General features: G+C 75.5%; 16 protein-coding genes and 1 tRNA gene. 10 read left to right on the forward strand and 7 right to left on the reverse strand.

Annotation, left to right across the window (positions count from 1 at the left end; translation table 11 throughout):
* Positions 1-45: 45 nt before the first annotated feature.
* Positions 46-1,527, reverse strand: a complete 1,482-nt coding sequence (locus AB8M62_RS19550) for a GntP family permease (RefSeq protein ID WP_369070613.1) — start codon at positions 1,525-1,527, stop codon at positions 46-48.
* A gap of 129 nt (positions 1,528-1,656) precedes the next feature.
* Between AB8M62_RS19550 and AB8M62_RS19555 the strand changes: the two genes are divergently transcribed.
* Together AB8M62_RS19555 and AB8M62_RS19560 are read left to right on the forward strand one after the other, a co-directional pair.
* Positions 1,657-2,436, forward strand: coding sequence for an SDR family NAD(P)-dependent oxidoreductase (locus AB8M62_RS19555; RefSeq protein WP_369070614.1), 780 nt, complete (start codon positions 1,657-1,659; stop codon positions 2,434-2,436).
* A 112-nt stretch (positions 2,437-2,548) separates the two neighbouring features.
* A complete protein-coding gene (locus AB8M62_RS19560; protein ID WP_369056495.1) occupies positions 2,549-2,740 on the forward strand; it encodes a hypothetical protein in 192 nt (63 codons plus the stop codon).
* Between the two features lie 6 nt (positions 2,741-2,746).
* Here AB8M62_RS19560 and AB8M62_RS19565 read toward each other — a convergent pair whose 3' ends face one another.
* The 5 genes from AB8M62_RS19565 to dcd all read right to left on the reverse strand — a co-directional run bounded on the left by AB8M62_RS19565 (position 2,747) and on the right by dcd (position 7,567).
* Positions 2,747-3,388 (reverse strand): potassium channel family protein, encoded by a 642-nt coding sequence (locus AB8M62_RS19565; protein ID WP_369056500.1) that lies wholly within the window; start codon positions 3,386-3,388, stop codon positions 2,747-2,749.
* Positions 3,389-3,477: 89 nt separating this feature from the next.
* Positions 3,478-4,824, reverse strand: coding sequence for a TrkH family potassium uptake protein (locus AB8M62_RS19570; RefSeq protein WP_369056494.1), 1,347 nt, complete (start codon positions 4,822-4,824; stop codon positions 3,478-3,480).
* 126 nt (positions 4,825-4,950) lie between these two features.
* A complete protein-coding gene (locus AB8M62_RS19575; protein WP_369056499.1) occupies positions 4,951-5,370 on the reverse strand; it encodes an ankyrin repeat domain-containing protein in 420 nt (139 codons plus the stop codon).
* 148 nt (positions 5,371-5,518) lie between these two features.
* Complete coding sequence (locus AB8M62_RS19580; protein WP_369070615.1) at positions 5,519-6,841, reverse strand: EAL and HDOD domain-containing protein; 1,323 nt, start codon at positions 6,839-6,841, stop codon at positions 5,519-5,521.
* Positions 6,842-6,991: 150 nt separating this feature from the next.
* Positions 6,992-7,567 (reverse strand): dCTP deaminase, encoded by a 576-nt coding sequence (dcd, locus tag AB8M62_RS19585; RefSeq protein ID WP_369056492.1) that lies wholly within the window; start codon positions 7,565-7,567, stop codon positions 6,992-6,994.
* A gap of 113 nt (positions 7,568-7,680) precedes the next feature.
* Between dcd and AB8M62_RS19590 the strand changes: the two genes are divergently transcribed.
* Positions 7,681-7,751: transfer RNA gene (locus tag AB8M62_RS19590), tRNA-Gly, on the forward strand.
* A 48-nt stretch (positions 7,752-7,799) separates the two neighbouring features.
* On the opposite strand, the gene AB8M62_RS19595 is transcribed toward AB8M62_RS19590, so the two are convergent.
* Positions 7,800-8,678, reverse strand: a complete 879-nt coding sequence (locus AB8M62_RS19595) for a GTP-binding protein LepA (RefSeq protein ID WP_369056491.1) — start codon at positions 8,676-8,678, stop codon at positions 7,800-7,802.
* 213 nt (positions 8,679-8,891) lie between these two features.
* On the opposite strand from AB8M62_RS19595, the gene AB8M62_RS19600 reads away from it, so the two are divergent.
* From AB8M62_RS19600 to AB8M62_RS19630, 7 genes are all read left to right on the forward strand, one after another.
* On the forward strand, positions 8,892-9,812 hold the full coding sequence (locus tag AB8M62_RS19600) for a M10 family metallopeptidase domain-containing protein (protein WP_369070616.1): 921 nt from the start codon (positions 8,892-8,894) through the stop codon (positions 9,810-9,812).
* 128 nt (positions 9,813-9,940) lie between these two features.
* The gene (locus AB8M62_RS19605; RefSeq protein WP_369070617.1) at positions 9,941-11,011 is read left to right on the forward strand and encodes a LacI family DNA-binding transcriptional regulator; all 1,071 of its coding nucleotides are present in this window, start codon (positions 9,941-9,943) and stop codon (positions 11,009-11,011) included.
* Positions 11,012-11,082: 71 nt separating this feature from the next.
* Positions 11,083-12,447, forward strand: coding sequence for an ABC transporter substrate-binding protein (locus AB8M62_RS19610; protein ID WP_369070618.1), 1,365 nt, complete (start codon positions 11,083-11,085; stop codon positions 12,445-12,447).
* A gap of 16 nt (positions 12,448-12,463) precedes the next feature.
* Positions 12,464-13,414: a carbohydrate ABC transporter permease gene (locus AB8M62_RS19615; RefSeq protein WP_373695016.1), complete on the forward strand. Its 951-nt coding sequence runs from the start codon at positions 12,464-12,466 to the stop codon at positions 13,412-13,414.
* A complete protein-coding gene (locus tag AB8M62_RS19620; protein ID WP_369056487.1) occupies positions 13,411-14,325 on the forward strand; it encodes a carbohydrate ABC transporter permease in 915 nt (304 codons plus the stop codon). Before AB8M62_RS19615 ends, AB8M62_RS19620 begins: the two co-directional genes overlap by 4 nt.
* Positions 14,322-16,505, forward strand: coding sequence for a beta-galactosidase (locus AB8M62_RS19625; protein ID WP_369070619.1), 2,184 nt, complete (start codon positions 14,322-14,324; stop codon positions 16,503-16,505). Before AB8M62_RS19620 ends, AB8M62_RS19625 begins: the two co-directional genes overlap by 4 nt.
* Positions 16,506-16,588: 83 nt before the next feature.
* Positions 16,589-18,343, forward strand: a complete 1,755-nt coding sequence (locus AB8M62_RS19630) for a CYTH and CHAD domain-containing protein (RefSeq protein ID WP_369070620.1) — start codon at positions 16,589-16,591, stop codon at positions 18,341-18,343.
* Positions 18,344-18,464: the final 121 nt, after the last annotated feature.

Below are 18,464 nucleotides of genomic sequence, written 5' to 3' on the forward strand. Positions count from 1 at the left end.
GACGGGTGAGCGCTCACCCGTCCGTGATCACCGCGGGGTGGAGGGTCAGAGGACCGCGCCGGCGATGAGGACGAGGGGGATGGACCCGGCCCAGGCGGCCGTCGTCAGGCCCGACCACCCCTTGAGCGCCGCGGTCCCCTCCAGCCCGGTGAAGCGCGTGACGACCCAGAAGTAGGAGTCGTTGAAGTAGCTGAACACCATCGACCCCGCGCAGCAGGCCAGCGCCGCGGCCAGCGGCGACAGGCCCAGGCCGTCGACCAGCGGGGCGCTCACCGACGCCGCGGTGATCATCGCGACGGTCCCGGAGCCCTGCGCGAGGCGCACCAGCGTGGCGATGAGGAACGGCACGAGGACGCCGGGCAGCGACAGCGAGGCGACGGCCTCGGCCAGCGCGGTCCCGACGCCGGAGTCGCGCAGCACCTGCCCGAACCCGCCGCCGGCGCCCGTGATGAGGATGATCAGGCCCGCCGACGCGGCGGCGTCGGCCAGCCAGCCGCTGACGCGGTCGCGCGTCGTCCAGCGCGGCAGCAGCCCGTAGACGGCGATGACGAGGCCGACGAGCAGCGCCACCACGGGGTTGCCGGCGAAGGCGAAGACCTGCGCGAGCGTGGACGGCTCGTACCCCTCGTCGCCCTGCAGGACGCCCTGCGCGTTGCGGTCGACGGCCGTCGTGACCGTGCCGGCGACGATGAGCAGCAGCGGCACGAGCAGCGGCAGGGCCCCGCGCAGCGCGCCGACGCGGTGCGGGCCGGCCCCGGCGGGCGGCTCGCCGAGCGCGGCGGCGGGGTCGGGCGCCGCGGGCTCGCCGGGCGCGTCGCCGCCGGACCCCGCGGAGCCCGTCGAGCCCGCAGAGCCCGTCGAGCCCGCGGCCGCCCCCGCGTACACGGCCTCGCGCACCTGCGGCGTGACCTCGTCCTCCAGCTTCGGCCCGATCCACACCGAGTACAGGACGACCACCGGCAGCAGCAGCACCGCGAACAGCGCCCCGACGAGGATGAGCCCGCCGAGGTCGGCGCCGAGGATGCCGGCCACGCCCAGCGGCCCGGGGGTGGGCGGCACGAGGTGGTGGGTCAGCGTCATCCCGCAGCCGAGCGCGAGGGCGAGGGTGACGTAGCCGCGGCGCTGGCGGCGGGCGATGGAGCGCGCCAGCGGGTTGAGGATGACGTACCCGGAGTCGCAGAAGACGGGGATGGACACGAGGGCGCCGGTGCCGCCGAGCGCCCACGGCTCCCGGCCGCGGCCCAGGGCCTTCACGAACGCGCGGGCGAGGGCGTCGGCGCCGCCGGAGACCTCCAGGACCTTGCCGACGGCCACGCCGAGGCCGATGACGATGCCGATCGAGGCGAGGGTGTTGCCGAACCCGGTGATGACGGACTGCAGGGTGTCGCCGGGCGCGGAGCCAGCGACGGCGCCGGTGACGAGGGCGGCGACCAGCAGGGCGGCGAAGGCGTCGAGGCGGGTGCGCAGGACGACGAGGACGATGACGGCGATGCCGACGACGAGCGCGGCGAGGAGCTGGAGATCCACGGTGATCCTCCGGTGGGGCGGCGGGCGCGTGATCGCCCGCGGCGCCCAGGGTGCCCGCGCGGGTGGCGGCTGTCGAGGCGGGCCGTAGGGTCGGGGCCCCGGACCGCCCCACCGTCGAGGAGGACCCCCGTGACCGCCGAGCCGACCACCGACTTCCCCACCGCCCGCACCGCCGTCGTCACGGGAGCCGGGTCGCCGCGCGGCATCGGCCGCGCCGTCGCCCACCGCCTGGCGCGCGCCGGCTGGGCGGTCGCCGTCCTCGACCTCGACGGCGACGCGGCGCGCGCCGTCGCCGGTGAGCTGGAGCAGCTGGGCGCGGCCGCCGCCGGTGTCCGCGTGGACGTGGCGGACCCGGCGTCGGTGGACGCGGCGGCCGCGGAGGTGGAGCGGGAGCTGCCGCCGGTGGTGGGGCTGGTGAATCTGGCGGGGATCAGCTCGCCGACGCCGTTCCTCGAGACGACGCCGGAGGAGTGGGACCGCGTCATGGCGGTCAACGCGCGCGGCACCTTCCTGGTGACGCAGCGCTTCGTGCGCGGGATGGTCGACCGGGGGCTGGGGCGGATCGTCAGCGCCTCGTCGGTGTCGGCCCAGCGCGGCGGCGGCACGTACTCCAAGGTCGCCTACAGCGCCTCGAAGGCGGCGGTGATCGGGCTGACGCGGGCGCTGGCGCGCGAGGTGAGCCCGCTGGGCGTGACGGTGAACGCGGTCGCCCCGGGTCCGGTGGACACGGACATCATGGGCGGCGCGCTGACGGACGAGCGCCGGGCGGCGATGGCCGCGGACGGCCTGGTCGGCCGGGTGGGCACGGTCGAGGACGTGGCGGCGCTGGTGGAGTTCCTGCTGGGTCCGGACGCCGGCTACATCACGGCCGCCACCTACGACGTCAACGGCGGCCTGCAGATCTCCTGACCCCCTCCCCGCACCGTGATCATGGACGGGTGAACGCACAGCCCTCCGTGATCACCGCGAGGTGGGGTGACTGCGCGTGACAAGAGGCGACGCGGCGTGGTGGCATGGAGGGGTGATCGACGAGCGGGCCGACGGGCCGGGCCACCAGGACGACGGGACGGGCGACGACGAGCGTCGGGCGGGCCGCGACCGCCGCAGCCTCATCGACCTGACCCGCGCCGAGCGCGGCGAGCCCGAGCGCCGCCGCCTGCCCGGCGTCGACCGCCGCGGTCCCGACGAGGAGCGGGACGAGGCCGCCGGCTGAGCGCCCTCAGGACAGCGAGCTGAACGCCTCCACGTCCCGGATCTGCCCGGAGACGATGATGACGTCGTCCTCCTCCAGGAGGGTCTGCGGCGTCGCGTAGGTGAACCCCTCCCCGGGGGAATGGTGCGCCACGACGGTCACCCGGTACTTGCTGCGCAGCTGCGCCGCGCCCAGCGTCATGCCCAGCAGCGGCGTCGGCGGGGTCGTCTTGACCATCGCGAAGCCGTCCTCGAACTCGATGTAGTCGAGCATCCGCCCGCGCACCAGGTGCGCCACCCGCAGACCCATCTCGTGCTCAGGGCGGATGACCTTGTGCGCGCCCAGCTGGGTGAGGATCCGCGCGTGGGACTCGCTGATCGCCTTGGCCCACACGTTGCGGATGCCGAACTGCAGCAGCGTGGAGACCGTCAGGATGCTGGCCTCCAGGTTCGTGCCGATGCCGACGACGGCCCGGTCGAACTCGTGCACCGACAGCTGGCGCAGCGCCTCCTCCTTGGTGGAGTCGGCCACGACGGCGTGGGTGAGGTGCCCGGCGAGGTCGTCGACCAGCGCCGGGTCGGAGTCGATGCCGAGGACGTCGACGTCCCCGCCCTCCATCAGCTCCAGCGCCAGCGACCGGCCGAACCGGCCCAGGCCGATCACCACCACCGACCGCGGCGACGCCTGCGACGACCGCTTCGCCACGTCCGCTCCTCCCTCGACGACCTGCTCGTGCTCCTGCGCCCCGCCGGGGCGGCTCACCCGATGATGGGCCGTCCCTCCGGGTACTCGTACATCCGGCGCCGCTCGCGCAGCGCCAGCGCCGAGCCCAGGGTGATGGGCCCCAGCCGCCCCACGAACATCAGGACGGTCAGCACGACCTGCGCGTGCTGCGGCATCTGCGCGGGCAGCCCCGTGGACAGGCCCACCGTCGCGAACGAGGAGACCACCTCGAAGAGCACCTGGTCGGCGGGCAGCCGGGTGGTCTCCACGAGCAGGATCGTGGAGCCGACGATGACGCCGACGGACACCAGCGCGACCGTCAGGGCCTGCCGGTAGACGCGCTCGGGGATGCGCCGGGCGAACACCGAGACGCTGGACTCCCCGCGGAACTCGGCGATCATCACCATGAGCAGCAGGGCGAAGGTGGTGACCTTGATGCCGCCGGCCGTGGACGCCGACCCGCCGCCGATGAACATGAAGACGTCGGCGACCAGCCAGGAGCCGCTGTTCAGCTCGGCGACGTCGACGCTGTTGAAGCCGGAGCTGCGGGTGCCGACGGCGAGGAACAGGCCGGCCATCGGCCGCGCCCACCACGCCAGGGCGCCGAAGGTCGCCTCGTTGCGCCACTCGTTGAGGGTGAAGAACAGCCACCCCACCAGGAGCAGGACGCTCGAGGTCACCACCGTCAGCTTGGTGTGCACCGACCACCGCTGGGGCTGGCGCAGGTGCCGGCGCAGCTCGATGAGCACGGGGAAGCCGAGCCCGCCGATCACCGTCGCCGCGACGGACGGCAGCAGCATCCACGGGTCCTCGGCGAAGCCGACCATGCTGTCCGAGCGCAGCGCGAACCCGGCGTTGTTGAAGCTGGAGATCGCCAGGAAGGTGCCCTCCCACATCGCCCGGGGCAGCGTCTCGCCGTAGCCGACGTACAGGCGCGTGGACAGCATCACCGCGACGACGGCTTCCACCGTCAGCGACACCTTGACGACGCCCAGGAGGACGACGCGCACGTCGCCGAGGCCCAGCCCGCGCGACTCCGTGGAGGCCAGCAGGCGCGTCCTGAAGCCCATCCGGCGCGCGGCCAGCACGCCCAGCAGCGACGCCGACGTCATGATCCCGAACCCGCCGACCTGGGCGAGGGCGAGGATGACGACGTGCCCGCCGGTGGACCAGTGGGTGGGGGTGTCGACGATCGTGTGGCCGGTCACGCACAGCGCGCTGACCGCGGTGAACAGGGCCTCGACGAAGGTGGCGCCGCCCACTCCCCGCCGGGACGTCGGCAGCCACAGCAGCAGGGTCCCGATCGTGGCGACGGCCGCGAAGGCGACGGCGACGACCTGGGCCGGGTGGCGCAGGACCGGGCGACGTCGACCGCTCGCCACCACCCGCTCGCCCCCGTGCGCTGCTCGTGCCGACCCGACCGGACCCGTCCCCCGCCCGCGCGGCGCGGGCGGCGATCAGGCTACGCGCCCCGCCGCCCGCTCACGCGCGGGCGCGCGCGGGTGCGCTCACGCCTCCGCGTCGGGCACGTCGGGCACCTCGAGCAGGTCCAGCAGGTCCTGGCGGCCGAAGAAGCGCGCCGCGTCCAGGGCGGTCGGCGTCCCCAGGTACGGGTCGGCGTCGCCGTCGACGAGGGCCGCCACGACGTCCCGCTCGCCCTTGAAGACGGCGCCCGCCAGGGGCGTCTGCCCGCGCGCGTTGACCCGGTCGGGGTCGGCGCCGCGCGCCAGCAGCGCCCGCACGACGGCTGCGTGCCCGTGGTAGGCGGCCAGCATGAGCAGGCAGTTGCCGTCGGAGTCGGTGGACTCCACCGGCACGCCGGCGTCGAGGTAGAGGGTCAGCTCCCGCAGGCGCCCCGAGCGGGCGGACTCGAAGACCCGCCCGGCGACCTCCAGGGCGCGCTCCTCGCCCTCGTCGGCCGGGCCCACCGCGTCGGGGACGCCGACCGGACCGTCGTCCCCGTGGTCGCTCACGCCCCGAGCCTAGGCCGGGCCCGCGGGCAGCCGCACGCCGTCGTCCGCCGCCCGGGGCGCGGGAGGGCTCCGGGCGTGGCCCCGCGGGGGTCCCGCGGGCTCCTCAGCCGTCGCTGTGGACCGCGCCGACCGTCGCCATCGCCGCGCTCAGCGCGCCCAGCCAGGCGCGCGAGACCTCGTACAGGGTGTGCCCGGCACCGGCGACGCGGACGGCGTCGTCGTCCTCGTGGCCCAGCACCGCCTCCAGCGCCCGGCCCGCGGGACCCTCGCGCTCCACCAGCGCCGCGCGCACCGACGCCGCCACCCCCGTGGTCTCGACCAGCTCGCGCGGGTCCAGGCCGAGGGCCTCGGCGACGCCGGACAGCAGCCCGGCCGTGTAGGCGACGTCGTACTGGCGCGGGGCGAGCTTCGCGCACGCGCCGGCCCGGGCCAGCACCGCGGTCAGCGCCTCGGTGTCCACGCTGGTGACCCCGCCGAGCAGCATGAGGACCACCCACGACAGCAGCTGGCGGCGCCCCAGCAGCACGACGGCCTGCCGCAGCGAGGTGATCTCGCTGCTGGTGCCGGCGGCCACGGAGCTGACCGTCCGCAGCACCCGCACGCTCAGCGCCGGGTCGGTGGCCACCAGCTTCTCGATCTCGCCGATGCTCGTCTCGGTGCCCGTCAGCGCCCGCACCAGGCGCAGGCACACGATCTGCGAGGGCGTCAGGCTCATCGACTCCAGCGTCACCGGCCGCTGCAGGTGGTAGCCCTGGAAGAGGTCGCCGCCGGCGCGCAGGCACCGCTGGAACGCCTCCTCGTCCTCGATGCGCTCCACGACCACGGTCGCGGACGGGTTCAGCTCCCGCACGGTCGCCACGACGTCCTCGAACGCCGCGCCCGTGGCCTCCAGGTCGACCTTGACGTAGTCGGCGAGCGCCACCGCGGCCAGCCGGCCGGGGTCGCCGTCGAAGTCGTCGACGGCCACCCGGTACCCCTCGGCGCGCAGCCGCGCCAGGCTGGCCAGCACCTCGTCGTCCACCTCGACGTGCTCCAGCAGCTCCAGCACCACCTGCTGCGGGGAGCACGGCATCGGCAGCTCGCCGGTGATGAACCCGCGCGTGAGGTTGAGGAACAGCAGCTTGTCCCCGGCGATCTGCTCGACGCCGAAGTCGCCGAAGGTCGCGCTGATCACCTGCGAGGTGGCGTGGTCCTGCTCCGGGCCCAGCGGCAGGTCGGCGTGCGCGCGCCCGTGCGCGCGGAACAGCAGCTCGTAGGCGACGAGGCGGCGCTCGCGGTCGTGGATGCCCTGCCGGCCCACGCGGACGGGCGCGACGGTGGCGACGCCGACGGCGCCGGCGGCGCCGACCGGGCCGGTCGCGCCGCGGGGCGCGGGGGCCAGGAGACCGGTGGGTGCGGCGGGGCGCGGCACGGGCTGCTCGCTCACGGCTGCACCTCCTGCGCTCCGGGCGGGGGCCGGCGACCGTCGCCGGGCTCCCCCGCGACTCGAGGACTCCACGCCTTCCCTACGGCGCGCGGAGCCCCGGGCTGTAGCCCGCCGCGCGCGCCGACGCCCGAACGGGGGAACGCCCGCGCCTCACACCCGGGTGCGGTGGAAGCCGGCGTGCGAGCGGCTGGGCGTCGGCCCGCGCTGGCCCTGGTAGCGCGAGGCCGTCGCGCTGCTGCCGTAGGGGTGCTCGGCGGCGCTGGAGAGGCGGAAGAAGCACAGCTGGCCGATCTTCATGCCGGGCCACAGCAGGATCGGCAGGGTCGCCGTGTTGGACAGCTCCAGCGTCACGTGGCCGGAGAAGCCGGCGTCGATGAAGCCGGCCGTGGAGTGCGTCAGCAGGCCCAGGCGGCCCAGGCTGCTCTTGCCCTCCAGGCGCGCGGACACGTCGTCGGGCAGGGTGACGACCTCGAACGTGGAGCCGAGGACGAACTCGCCCGGGTGCAGCACGAACGGGTCCTCGCCCTCGACCTCCACCAGGCGGGTCAGCTCCGGCTGCTCCTGCGAGGGGTCGATGACCGAGTACTTGTGGTTGTCGAAGAGGCGGAACCAGCGGTCCAGGCGGACGTCCACGCTGGAGGGCTGGACCATCGACGGGTCGAAGGGGTCCAGGGCCACCCGCCCCGACGCCAGCTCGGTCCGGATGTCGCGGTCGGACAGCAGCACGGCGGTCACGGTACAGGGGAGCGACGGTCCCGCCGGTGGGCCCGCGGGGAGGGTCGAGGGCCCCTCGGGGCGTCCGCTAGGATGCCGGTGGCTCGTGGGCGACCGCGGGCCGTGCGGGTGTAGTTCAATGGTAGAACTTCAGCTTCCCAAGCTGATAGCGCGGGTTCGATTCCCGTCACCCGCTCAGCGCGGTGGAGGCCCCGGTCCGGTGGACCGGGGCCTTCGCCGTCCCTCAGGCAGCCAGCTGCTGACCGCTGCGCTCGCGGTAGCTGGCGGCGGCGTCGCGGAAGGCGGCCAGCGCGTAGCCGGGCACGTCCATCCCCTGCCCGCGCGCCCACAGCAGCTGCGTCTCCAGCCGCGAGATGTCGCGCACGTTCTTCTCCAGCTGCTCGTCCAGGCCCAGCTCGACGATGACGCCGCCGAAGTCGGTGCGCTGCTCGCGGGTGCTCGCCCCGACCAGCCCGTAGCGCTTGGAGCGCAGCAAGCGCGCCAGGTGCAGCTGCCACGGCGCGAGGGCTCCGGAGCGCACGAGCTCCTGCGCGCTGAGCCGGTAGAACGCGAAGTGCCCGGGCTCCTGCACCTTGATCGCGTCGACGACGGTGCGCTGCACGGCGGTCTCGCCCATCGCGCCCAGACCCTGGCTCATCGAGCGGTACGCCAGCATCGCGGCCTTCTCCGTCGCCGCGCCGGTCAGGTAGTACAGGAGCCGGACGACCTCGTGCACGAACGGCAGGTGGGACAGCGCCCCGAGCACGCGCACCCGCGCCGGCACCCCGTCCAGGTCGGCCTGCACGGGTGGCATCCCCAGGTGCTGGGCCAGGGTGTCCAGCAGCACCCCGTGCCGCTCCTCCTGCGGGCCCCACACGTCGGCGTAGAACGCGCGGTCGGTCTCGCCGACGCCGGGCAGCAGGACGGCCAGCTCCAGGACGTTGCGCTCGACCTCCATCTCCACGCGCGCCATGTAGTCCAGCACCGTCCCGAAGCGCTCGCGCACGGCCGCGGGGTCGCGCAGCGTGTAGTCGGCCGAGGCCAGGTCCACGGGCGGGTGCTCGTCGGCGAGGCGCTGCACGTGGTCGCGGATCGTGGTGGCGTCTGCTCGGGGCTCGGCCATGGTCGGTTCCTCCTCGGTGCGGTCGGTCGCTCCGGGTTCGGGACCGCCGCCCTGCGTGGATCGGTCGCTGCGCCGTCCGGGTGAAGCCCGCGGCACCGTCCGGGTGCCCCCGCTGGCCCGGGCGGGTCGTCCTCCGCCCCGCGGCGGCCTCCGCCCGCGGCGCTCGGGCGACGATCCGCGGGGCGACCGCGGCGGGCGCCGGGGAGGACGGCGGTGCACCAGGACGCGGGACCGGAGGCGCTGCGGCGCTCGCCCACGGGGCGGGTGCCGCGCTGGGCGCTCGACGAGGTGCACGGCCGTCGCGCCGACCCCGCCCCCTGGCGCGTCCCGGTGCCGCCGCGGCGCCGGCGGCGGGTGCCGGACGGGGTCGGGGCGGCGCTCGTCGTCCTCGCCGTCGTCGGCGGCGCGGCGTGGGCGCACACCACCGGTGTCCTGCGGGAGGTGCCCGGTGCCGTGGGCACCCCCGGGACGCCGCCGCCCGGGACGGGCTCCGCGGACGGACGGCTGGAGCCCGTGCCCGCGCAGGCCGCCACCGGCGCGACGTGGCGCCCCCTGGCCACCGCGGCCGACGGCGCCCCCGTCCGCTGGGACCCGTGCCGGCCCGTGCACTGGGTGGTGCGGACCGACGGCGCGCCCGCCGGCGGGCAGGAGCTGCTGCGGCGGGCCGTCGAGCGCGTGAGCGCCGCGTCCGGCCTGCGCTTCGTCGAGGACGGCACCACCGACGAGGGGCCCTCGCCCGAGCGCGAGGCGTACCAGCCCGAGCGCTACGGGGACCGGTGGGCGCCGGTCCTCGTCACGTGGACCTCGCCGGCCGAGGTGCCCGGCCTGGCCGGGGACGTGCTGGGGCGGGCCGGCCCCTCCACCGTCGAGCTGCCCGGTGCCGACCCGGCGCACGTGTCCGGGGAGGTCGAGCTGGACGCGCCCGAGCTGGGTGAGCTGCTGGCGCTGCCGGGCGGGGAGGCCCTGGTGCTGGCGGTCGTGCAGCACGAGCTGGCCCACCTGGTGGGCCTCGACCACGTGGACGACCCCGGCCAGCTCATGCACCCGGAGACGTCGTGGCAGCGCGACTTCGCCGCCGGCGACCTGGCGGGGTTGGCCGCCCTCGGCGCCGGGCCCTGCCGCCCGGACGTGTGAGCGGCCCGGCGTCTCGGCGGTGACGCTCGGGTCACGAACGTCACGAACGGGTGCGCCTCTCTTGACAGCGCTGTCACGACAGGAGACGGTCCTCCCGTTGACAGCGCTGTCACGAGGAGGTGAGCGCCGTGGACGAGGTGACGGCCCCGGGCGAGCGCCCCCGTCGCAGCACCGGCTCGGTGGTGATGGACGACGTGGCGCGCGCCGCCGGCGTCAGCCCCAAGACCGTCTCCCGCGTCGTCAACGGCTCCCCGCAGGTGCGTCCCGAGGTGCGCGACCGGGTCCTCGACGCCGTCGAGCGGCTCGGGTACCGGCGCAACGCCGCCGCCCGCGCCCTGGCCGCCGGGCGCACCCACGTCCTGGGCATCGTCTCCGTCGAGGCCGCGCTGCACGGGGTCGCCCAGCACGTCCTGGGCGCCGAGCGCGCCGCCCGCGAGCGCGGCTACGGCACCGTCGTGGTGACCGTCCCCGAGGACGCCGACGACGACGCGGCCCGCGACGCCGTCGAGCGCGCCGTCGCGCTGGGCGCCGAGGGCGTCGTCCTCGGCGAGCCGCTGCGCGAGGTCGGTGCGCTGGCCGGCGTCCCGGACGTGCCCCTGGTGACGGCCGCCGCCGTCGAGCCGGTCAGCCCCCGGCACCGCTCGGTCAGCGCCGCCGAGGAGGCCGGTGCCCGCGAGGCCGTCGAGCACCTGCTCGCGCGCGGGCACCGCACGGTCGCGCACGTGAGCGGACCGCCGGCCTCGCGCCCGGCGCGGCTGCGGGAGGCGGGCTGGCGGGCCGCGCTGGAGGTCGCCGGGGCCCCCGTGGGCGAGCCCGCGCGCGGCGACTGGGCCGCGCGCTCGGGGTGGGAGGCGGCGCGCGAACTGCTGGCGCGCCCCGGCGAGCGGCCCACGGCCCTGTTCGCCGGCAACGACTCGATGGCGATCGGCGCCGTCAAGGCGTTCCTGGAGGCGGGTCTGCGGGTGCCCGAGGACGTCGCCGTCGTGGGGTTCGACGACCTGCCGGAGTCGGAGTTCCTGCCGGTGCCGCTGTCCAGCGTGCGGCAGGACGTCACGGGGGTCGCCCGCCGGGCCGTGGAGCTGCTCGTCGCCCTCGTCGAGGGCGGGGCGCCGCCGCAGCGCGCGGAGACCGTCCCGGCGCACCTGGTGGTCCGGGCCAGCTCGGGCCCCGCGCGGCGAGGGGGTGGTGCGAGCCCCTGACGCCTCGCCGCCACCCAGCACGACCCCGCACGACCACCAGCACCGCGAGCACCACGGACGAAGGAGTACCTGTGTTCTTCCCGCGCCGCCCCAGCATCGCCCTCGCCGCCGCCCTCGCGTCGGCCCTCGCCCTCGCCGCGTGCAGCGGCGGAGACGGCGGCGGGTCCGACGACGGCGGCGGCTCCGCGGAACCCGTCTCCGCCGACCAGTTCGAGGAGGCGATGAGCACCCCCACCGAGCTGACGTTCTGGACGTGGGTGCCCGACATCGAGAACCAGGTCGCCATGTTCGAGGAGGCGTACCCGGAGATCGACGTGAACGTCGTCAACGCCGGTCAGGGCCTGGACCAGTACACGGCGCTGCGCACCGCGCTGCGCGCCGGTCAGGGCGCCCCCGACGTCGTGCAGATCGAGTACCAGTACATCTCCTCCTTCCTCGTCGGCGGCGACCTGCTCGACCTGTCCCCGTACCAGGGCATCAGCGACCTGGAGAGCCAGTACCCCGAGTGGGTGTGGGAGCAGGTCACGCGCGACGGCGCCGTCTACGGCATCCCGCAGGACACCGGACCGATGGGTCTGCTGTACCGCGACGACCTGTTCGCCGAGGCGGGCGTCGCGCCGCCGACCACGTGGGACGAGTTCGCGCAGGCCGCCCGCACCTACCGCGAGGCCAAGCCCGACAGCTACATCACCGACTTCCCGCCCAACCAGGCCGGGCAGATGATCGGCCTCATGTGGGCCAACGGCGCCCAGCCGTTCAGCTACGACGGCGAGGAGACGGTGTCGATCGACCTCGACACCCCCGAGGTCACCGAGGTCGTCGAGTACTGGCAGGGCCTCGTCCAGGACGAGCTGGTCGCCGTCGACCCCGACTTCACCGACCAGTGGTACCAGGGCCTGTCCAACGGCACCTACGCCACCTGGGTCGCCGCCGCGTGGGGTCCCGTCTTCCTGCAGGGCTCGGCCGAGAACACGTCGGGGCTGTGGCGCGCGGCGCAGCTGCCGCAGTGGGAGGCCGGCGGGCAGAGCACCGGCAACTGGGGCGGGTCCACCGACGCCGTCGTCGCCTCCAGCGCCAACCCGATCGCGGCCGCCGAGCTGGCCCGCTGGATCAACGTGGAGCCGGAGCCGGCGCTCGCGCTGGCGACCGAGCAGTTCCTCTTCCCGCCGTCGCAGTCCGTCCTGGAGGACCCCGCCTTCATCGACGCCGCGCCGGAGTTCTACGGCGGGCAGCAGGTCAACCAGCTGTTCGCCGAGGCCTCCGAGCAGGTGAACACCGACTTCGGGTGGCTGCCGTTCATGGACTACGTCTACTCCTCCTACGAGGACGTCATGGGCCCGGCGATCGCGGACCGCGGCGACATGGTCGGGGCGCTGGCGCAGTGGGAGCAGCAGCTGGAGGGGTACGCGGAGGAGCAGGGCTTCACCGTCGAGTGACGGCCCTGACGACGACGTGAGCACTCAGACCACGACCGCGCGCGGTCGGGCGGGCCGGTCGGCCCGCCCGCCGCGGCAGCGGACCTCGCCCGCGCGGCGCCGGCAGCACCGCGCCGCCTACCTCCTCGTGGCGCCGTTCATGGTGGTCTTCGCCGCCATGCTCGTCGTCCCCCTCGGCTACGCCGCCTACCTGTCGCTGTTCCGCGAGCAGCTCATCGGCGGCACCAGCTTCGTCGGCCTGGAGAACTACGTCCGGGCCCTCACCGACGCCGCGTTCCTCAGCGGTGTCGGGCGCGTCGGGCTGTTCCTGCTGGTCCAGGCGCCGCTCATGCTGGGCCTGGCGCTGCTGTTCGCCCTGCTGCTGGACTCCGGCCTGCTGCACTTCCAGCGCTTCGTGCGGCTCGCGGTGTTCCTGCCGTACGCCGTGCCCAGCGTGGTCGCCACCCTCATGTGGGGCTACCTGTACGGCCCGGACTTCGGGCCGTTCGCCCAGATCGCCGACGCCCTGTCGCTGCCCGGACCGCGCTTCCTCAGCGCGGACTGGATGCTCGGGTCGATCATGAACATCGTCACGTGGGAGTTCGTCGGCTACAACATGATCATCATGTTCGCGGCGCTGCGCGCGGTCCCCGCGGAGCTCTACGAGGCGGCCCGCGTCGACGGCGCGGGGGAGCTGCGCATCGCGTGGTCGGTGAAGGTGCCGGCCATCCGCGCCGCCCTGCTGCTCACCCTGATCTTCTCGATCATCGGCAGCTTCCAGCTGTTCACCGAGCCGCAGCTGCTGAGCGTCCTCGCCCCCGCCGTCATCGACTCCGCGTACACGCCGAACCTGTACGCCTACAACCTCGCCTTCACGAGCCAGAACATCAACTACTCGGCGGCCGTCGCGTTCCTGCTGGCCGTGGTGATCGCGGTCGTGTCCTACGTCGTCCAGCTGTCGTCCCAGCGCCGGGAGCGCAACGCATGACCACCACCGCACCCGTCCCGGGGGTCACCGGGCGGCGGCGAGGAGGGGGGCGGCGCAGGCCGAGCGCCCTCAAGCGCCGCAGCCCGCTGCTCACCGTCCTGGTCATCCTCGTCCTGCCGTACTTCCTCCTTCCGCTGTACTGGCTGGTGGTGGCGTCCACCAAGACGAACCGGCAGCTGTTCACGACCTTCGGGCTGTGGTTCGACGAGATCAACCTGTGGACCAACCTGCAGCAGGTGTTCACCGCCCAGGGCGGCGTCTTCTGGACGTGGATCGGCAACACCGCCCTGTACGCGGGGGTGAGCGCCGTCGGGGCGGCGTTCCTGGCCACGGCCGCCGGGTACGCGTTCGCCAAGTACGACTTCCCCGGCGGCAGGCTGATGTTCTCGATCGTCCTGGGGGCGATCATGGTGCCGACCACGGCGCTGGCGATCCCGACGTACCTGCTGTTCGCCGGGGTCGAGCTGACCGACACCCGCTGGGCGGTCATCCTGCCCAGCCTGGTCAGTCCGTTCGGCGTCTACCTCATGCGGGTGTACGCGGCCGACGCCGTGCCCACCGAGCTCATGGAGGCCGCCCGCGTCGACGGGGCGGGGGAGCTGCGGATCTTCGCGACCGTCGCGCTGCGGCTGCTGTCGCCCGGGTTCGTCACCGTCCTGCTGTTCGCGCTCGTGGCGACGTGGAACAACTACTTCCTGCCGCTCATCATGCTGCGCACCCCGGACCTGTACCCGCTGACGCTGGGCCTGGCGCGCTGGCAGTCGGCCGCCGCGGCCGGCTCCGGCGGGCAGGTGCTGTTCTCCAGCGTCATCACCGGCTCGCTCGTCTCGATCGTGCCGCTCATCATCGCGTTCCTGTACCTGCAGAAGTACTGGCAGACGGGCCTGGCGACCGGCGGGGTCAAGGGGTGAGCGTCCTGGACGGGCCCGCGGGCACGCCCCGCGGGCTGCCGGAGCGCGTGCTGTTCGGGGCCGCCTGGTACCCCGAGTACACGCCCGAGCCGCGCGTGGAGGAGGACCTGGACCTCATGGCGGCCGCGTCCGTCAGCGTGGTCCGGGTGGGGGAGTCGGTGTGGTCGACGTGGGAGCCGCGCGACGGGGTCTGGAACCTCGACTGGCTCGCGCCCGCGCTGGACGGCGCCCACGAGCGGGGGATCTCCGTCGTGCTGGGCACCCCCACCTACGCGGTGCCGATGTGGCTGGCCCGCAAGCACCCGGAGATCGCCGGCGAGCTGGCCGACGGCCGGCGGCTGCGCTGGGGCGGCCGGCAGGAGGTGGACTTCACCCACCCGGCGTTCCGCTTCCACGCCGAGCGCGTGGTCCGCGCCGTCGTCGGCCGCTACGCCGCCCACCCGGCCGTGGTCGGCTTCCAGGTCGACAACGAACCCGGCTGGCACCTGCTGCACAACCCGGGCGTCGTGCAGTCCTTCGTCGACGACCTGCGCGCCGCCTACGGGGACGTCGACGCCCTCAACGAGGCGTGGGGGCTGACGTACTGGTCGCACCGGCTCTCCCGCTGGGCGGACCTGTGGAGCCCGCACGGCAACGCCCAGCCGCAGTACGACCTGGCGTGGCGGGCGTTCCAGTGCCGGCTGACGACGGAGTTCATCTCCTGGCAGGCCGGCATCGTCCGCGAGGTGGCGACCGCCGCCGGCCGGGACGACCAGTTCGTCACCACGTGCGTGTCGTACAGCCGGCAGGCGGTCGACGAGCGGGAGGTCTTCGACGACCTGGACGTCGCCGCAGGCAACCCCTACTACGCGATGCAGGACGGCCTCGCGGTGCCCTCGCCCGAGGAGTCCCCGGTGCAGGGGTGGACGACGTCGGGCACGTGGTCCCTCGTGCACACCGCCGACCGGATGCGCGCCTCCAAGCAGGCGCCGTTCCTCGTCACCGAGACCAACGCCGGCCCCATCGGCGGCTCCTCGGTGAACCTGCCCGCCTGGGACGGGCAGTGGCGGCAGGTGGCCTGGCAGCTGGTGGCGCGCGGTGCCCGGATGGTCGAGTACTGGCACTGGCACACCCTGCACACCGGTACGGAGACGTACTGGGGCGGCGTCCTGCCGCACGACCAGCGGCCCGGCCGCGTCTACCAGCAGGTCGCGCAGCTCGGGGCTGAGCTGGCCCGCGCGGGGTCCACCGTCGCCGGGCTGCGCCCGGACGCCGACGTGGGCCTGCTGGTGTCCGTGCCCTCGAAGCACGGGCTGGCGTTCCAGCCGCCCACGAACTCCGGCGGCGGCACCACCTGGTTCGACGGCGACGAGCGCGCCCACGACCGGCTGGTGGACGTGTGGGCGCGCGGGGTGTTCGACGCCGCGCTCAGCGCGCGCGTCGTGCACGACCGCCAACTCCTGCCGGCGGGCGGCCCCGGCGTGGACCCCGCGGAGCTCGCGCGGGAGCTGCCCGTCCTGCTCGTGCCCGCCCTGTACGTCGCCCCGGACGCGCTGCTGGACCTGCTGGCCGCCTACGCGCGGGCCGGCGGGCACCTGGTCCTGGGGCCGCGCTCGGCGTACGCCGACGAACTGGCCCGCGCCCGGCGCGAGGTCAAGCCGGCCCGGCTGGCGGGAGCGGCCGCGGTCTCCTACCAGGAGTTCTCCAACCTCACCGGGCCGCTGCCGCTCACCGTGCCCGCCGGCGCGCCCGCCCTGCCCGCCGGGGCGAGCGCGACGACCTGGGTGGACTGCCTGCGCCCCGAGGGCGCCGAGGTGCTCGCCGGGTACGAGCACCCGCACTTCGGCCGCTTCGCGGCCATCACCTCCGCCCGGCACGGCGCCGGCCGGGTCACCGTCGTCGGCACCGTGCCGGACCCGGGGACCGCCGCCGCCCTCGCCGGCCGGTTCGCCGCCCCGGTGCTCGGCGAGGACCGGCGGGACGCGGCGGCCCGCCGCTGGCGCGGGCCCGAGGCGGTGCGGGTCAGCTCCGCCACCGCCGCCGACGGCACCCGCGTCCACGTCGTGCACGACTGGTCCTGGCAGCCGTGCGAGGTCGTCGCGCCGGTGGCGCTGCGCGACCTGCTGACGGGTGAGCGCGTCGGTGCGGGCGAGCGCCTGCGGCTGGGCGCCTGGGACGTGCGGGTGCTCGCGCAGGAGTAGCGGCGGGACGGGCCCGGCGGCGGGCCGCCCGCGAGCCGGCCGCCGCCGGGCGACCGCCCCGGGGCGGCGGTAGAACGGTGCTCATGGTCAGCGCTCACGAGGAGATCGAGGTCAAGTACGACGTGGCACCCGAGGCCGCCCCGCCGGACCTGGCGGCGGCCCTGCGGCAGGTGCCCGGCGCCGACGAGCGGGGCCTGCGCGAGGGCGACCTCGGCGAGGTCGACCTGAGCGCCACCTACTTCGACACCGACGACCTGCGGCTGGCCGCCGCCAAGGTCACCGTGCGCCGCCGCACCGGCGGCGCCGACGAGGGCTGGCACCTGAAGACCCCCGCCGGCGACGGCGCCCGCACCGAGCAGCGCGTGCCGCTGGGGCGGGCCGTGCGGACCGTGCCGGTCGCGCTGCGCCGGCTCGTGGAGGACGTGACCGGCGGCCGGCCGCTGGTCCCCGTCGCCCGGGTCGACACCCACCGCCGCACGCGCACCGTGCTGGACGCCGCCGGGACCCGGCTGCTGGAGCTGGCCGACGACACCGTCGAGGCGCGCCGCCTGCTGCCGCTGGAGGGCGCGGGGGAGGCCTCGGGCGCCGTGCAGCGCTGGCGGGAGGTCGAGCTGGAGCTCGTCGACGGCGAGCGCGAGGTCTTCGACGCCGTGGACGCCGGGCTGCGGGCCGCCGGCCTGCGGGTCGCGGCCACCGGCTCCAAGCTCGCCCGGGTGCTGGCCGGTGGCGGGGACGAGGACCCCGCGCCGCGGGCGGCTCCCGACGAGGACGCCGGCGAGGACCGCGGCGAGGCTCGCGACGAGGACCGCGACGAGGCCGCCGCGGACGAGGCGGCGCAGGCCCCCGGGCCTGCTGCCGGGCCCGCCCGCCGCCCCGGTCGCCGCTCCGGCACGCGCCGCGTCCGGCACGCCGGCCCCCGCCGCACCGACCTCACCGCGCGCTCGCGCGCCGGCGACGTCCTGCTCGTGCACCTGGCCGAGCAGGTGCAGCAGGTCCTCGACCAGGACGGGCGCGTGCGCCGCGACGAGCCCGACAGCGTCCACAAGATGCGGGTGGCGACCCGCCGCCTGCGCAGCGCCCTGCGCACCTTCCAGCCCCTGCTGTCGGCGCCGACCAAGCCGCTGCGCGACGAGCTGCGCTGGCTGGCGGCCGAGCTGGGCGCCGCCCGCGACGCCGAGGTGCTGCGCGACCGCCTCGTGCGGTCGGTGGCCTCCCTCGACGTCCCGGCCCAGGAGCAGCCCGCCGACCCGGCGGCCACCGGCGCCGTCCCGGCGCTGGTCGCCGAGCAGCTGGAGGGCGACTACCGCACCGCGCACGACCGCGTGCTCGCCGAGCTCGACTCCGAGCGCTACCAGTCGCTGCTGGACGCCCTGCAGGACCTCGTCGAGGCCCCCGGCCTCACCGACCGCGGCCGCCGCCGTGCCGCGAAGGTGCTGCCGCGCCGGGTCGCGAGGACGTTCGAAGGGCTGGCCGGGCTCGTCGAGCGGGCCGACCGCGCCGGCACCGGCGCCGAGCGCGACGAGCTGCTGCACGAGGCGCGCAAGGCCGCCAAGCAGGTGCGCTACGCCGCCGAGGCCGTCGCCGTCGTCTTCGGCAAGGACGCGACCCGGTTCGCGAGCGCCGTGACCGACGTGCAGGAGGTGCTGGGCGAGCACCAGGACTCCGTCGTCACCCGCCAGCGGCTGCGGGACCTGGCCGCGTCCGCGCCGCCGGAGGTCGCCTTCGCCTACGGGCGGCTGTACGCGCAGGAGGAGGCGCACGCCGCGGCCAGCGAGGCCGACTTCGACGAGGCGTGGGCGGCGGTGCGCGCCAAGCGCCTGCACCGGTGGCTGCGCTGACGGTGCGGACGTGACGAGGGGCGGGCGCCGCGGCGCCCGCGCCAACGGCGCGGCAGTACGAGGCGGACTGACGTACCCGACACGTCCTGTCGGGTACGGCCACCACGCTGGGGTGGTCAGC

This window comes from Kineococcus terrestris, assembly GCF_041020755.1.
GTDB classification, from domain to species: Bacteria; Actinomycetota; Actinomycetes; order Actinomycetales; family Kineococcaceae; genus Kineococcus; species Kineococcus terrestris.

What these genes read in the sequence shown, in the direction of transcription:
- AB8M62_RS19595 (WP_369056491.1), bottom strand. Translation starts at nt 8,678, where the DNA reads ATGGCCGAGCCCCGAGCAGACGCCACCACGATCCGCGACCACGTGCAG.
- AB8M62_RS19620 (WP_369056487.1), top strand. Translation starts at nt 13,411, where the DNA reads ATGACCACCACCGCACCCGTCCCGGGGGTCACCGGGCGGCGGCGAGGA.
- AB8M62_RS19630 (WP_369070620.1), top strand. Translation starts at nt 16,589, where the DNA reads ATGGTCAGCGCTCACGAGGAGATCGAGGTCAAGTACGACGTGGCACCC.